Below are 2,144 nucleotides of genomic sequence, written 5' to 3' on the forward strand. Positions count from 1 at the left end.
GGCCGGACCGATCCCGTCGTCTCCGCGGTATTCGTTGCCGACGCCGATGACCACGGCCCACGGCTCGGTCATCGGCGCACCATGTCGAGGTCCAGGAAGTGGGCCGAGCAGGATATGCACGGATCGTAGTTCCGGATCGCGCGTTCGCACATCGTGGCCAGCGCGGCGTCATCGAGGTCGAGGTGGTCGGAGACGACGCGCCGCAGATCGTCCTCCATCACTGCCTGATTCTGCGAGGTAGGCGGGATGATCATGGCCGAGCGCACGATGCCGTGATCGTCCAGCTCGTACCGGTGGTACAGCAGGCCGCGAGGCGCTTCGCTCACGCCGTGCCCGGTGCCGGCTCGAGGCGCGACCGGAACCGCGGCGCGGGAGGGGCGTTCGTAACCGTCGATGATCGTGAGTGCCGCGTCGATAGCGTGGACGACTTCGACCGCTCGAACCAGGATGCTCCGGAAGGGGTTGCGGCATTGCGCGCCGAGTCCGATTTGGGCCGCGACCTGCTGGGCGATCGGTGAGAGCTGGTGGTGATTCAGTGTGTATCGGGCCAACGGCCCGGTGAGGTAGCGTGCGCCGTCGAGGCTCGCGTGCAAGGCGGTGGAGTGCGGAACCTGATGTTCTCGTACGTGATTCGGGAAATCGATCGCCGGGAAGCGAAGCCCGGTACTGGTGTGCACGTCACCGTGGTCGATGGCGTATCGGTCCGGATCGTTCACCGCCAGCAGATCGCATTCGAGTTCCAGCTCAGGGAATTCGAACCGCGCAGCCCGGAGTGCGGTGTTCGTCGCGTGGTCTCGCGCGCGGCGCAGTTGTTCGATCACGGCGGCGAACTCGGCGCGTTCGGGGACCGAGTAGAAGCCGCCGAGGCGGACGTTGACGGGATGGATGGCCCGGCCGCCGAGGAGTTCGAGCAGCGCGTTGCCCGCTCTTTTCGTTGCCAATCCCTCCTCGACGAGTTCGCGCTGATCGGCGGCGAGCGTGATCGCGTCCGGGTAGCCGAGGAAGTCGGGCATGTGCAGTAGATGAATATGTAGAGAGTGGCTGGAGATCCATTCGCCGCAATACAAAAGCCTGCGCAGATCGGCAAGTGGTCGGTCCAACTCCACCCCACAGAGTTGCTCGAGTGCGTTGCAGGCGCTGGTCTGGTAGGCCACTGGACAGATCCCGCAGATGCGGGAGGTGATATCGGGCGGCTCGGTGTAGGCGCGTCCACGCAAAAATGCTTCGAAGAACCGTGGTGGCTCGTAGATATTCAACTCGGTGCTTTCCACCTGCCCGTCGGTGATGACAACACGCAGCGCGCCCTCGCCCTCGACACGAGCCAGGGTGCCGACTTTCAGCTGCCTATGCCGACTCATCGCCGTTCCTGTTCGCGAACTCCGGCGCGGCTACGGCATAGGTGGCGAAAACGCGATCGATGTCGTCGGTGTCCATGCCATTGACTCGCAGGATGGGAAGCAGCGCGTGAATGTTGGGATTCGCCATAGGACCGAAACAACCGAAGCAGCCACGGTGATACGCCGGGCACAGGGCGCCGCATCCCGCTTGCGTGACCGGACCCAGGCAGGGAATCCCCTCAGCGACCATGACACAGGTGGTACCGCGACGTTTGCACTCGGTACATACGCTCGTGTTCGGGATGTCGGGCGCGCGGCCCGCCAGGAACGCGCACAGGGTGTCCAGCAGTTGCCGCCGGTCGATCGGGCAGCCACGCAATTCGAAGTCGACCGGTACATGCGCGGAAATGGGAGTCGAGGTGCCCAAGGTGGCGATGTATTCCGGACTGGCATACACCACCGAGGTGAACTCGGTGACGTCGGCGAAATTGCGCAGCGCCTGGATTCCGCCGTGTGTGGCGCATGCCCCGATCGCCACCAGAATCCGGGATCGCTCGCGAATCTCGATGATCCGGCGTCGCTCTTCTTCCGTGGTGATCGAACCTTCGACCAGTGAGACATCGTATGGGCCGGACTCCATGGCACTGGACGCTTCCGCGAAGTGAGTGATGCGCACCCGGCCGGCGAGAGCGAGTAGTTCGTCCTCGCAGTCGAGCAAGGTGAGCTGACAACCATCGCAGGAAGTGAACTTCCACACCGCGAGTGTCGGTGTCTTCGTCATAGTTCACGCACCGCCAGCAATGGTTC

General features: G+C 63.9%; 2 protein-coding genes. Both read right to left on the reverse strand.

The genetic code is table 11. The features are described 5' to 3' along the window. Positions 1–68: 68 nt before the first annotated feature. Positions 69–1,358 carry a Ni/Fe hydrogenase subunit alpha gene (locus ACWEO7_RS39300; RefSeq protein WP_452430899.1) on the reverse strand — a complete coding sequence of 430 codons (1,290 nt, stop codon included), beginning with the start codon at positions 1,356–1,358 and terminating at the stop codon, positions 69–71. After that, positions 1,345–2,118 (reverse strand): NADH-quinone oxidoreductase subunit B family protein, encoded by a 774-nt coding sequence (locus ACWEO7_RS39305; protein WP_452430901.1) that lies wholly within the window; start codon positions 2,116–2,118, stop codon positions 1,345–1,347. Before ACWEO7_RS39305 ends, ACWEO7_RS39300 begins: the two co-directional genes overlap by 14 nt. Positions 2,119–2,144: the final 26 nt, after the last annotated feature.

It is taken from the genome of Nocardia sp. NPDC004260 (assembly GCF_053603155.1).

Coding starts and splice junctions, on each gene's coding strand:
- ACWEO7_RS39300 (WP_452430899.1), bottom strand. CDS start 1,358: ATGAGTCGGCATAGGCAGCTGAAAGTCGGCACCCTGGCTCGTGTCGAG.
- ACWEO7_RS39305 (WP_452430901.1), bottom strand. CDS start 2,118: ATGACGAAGACACCGACACTCGCGGTGTGGAAGTTCACTTCCTGCGAT.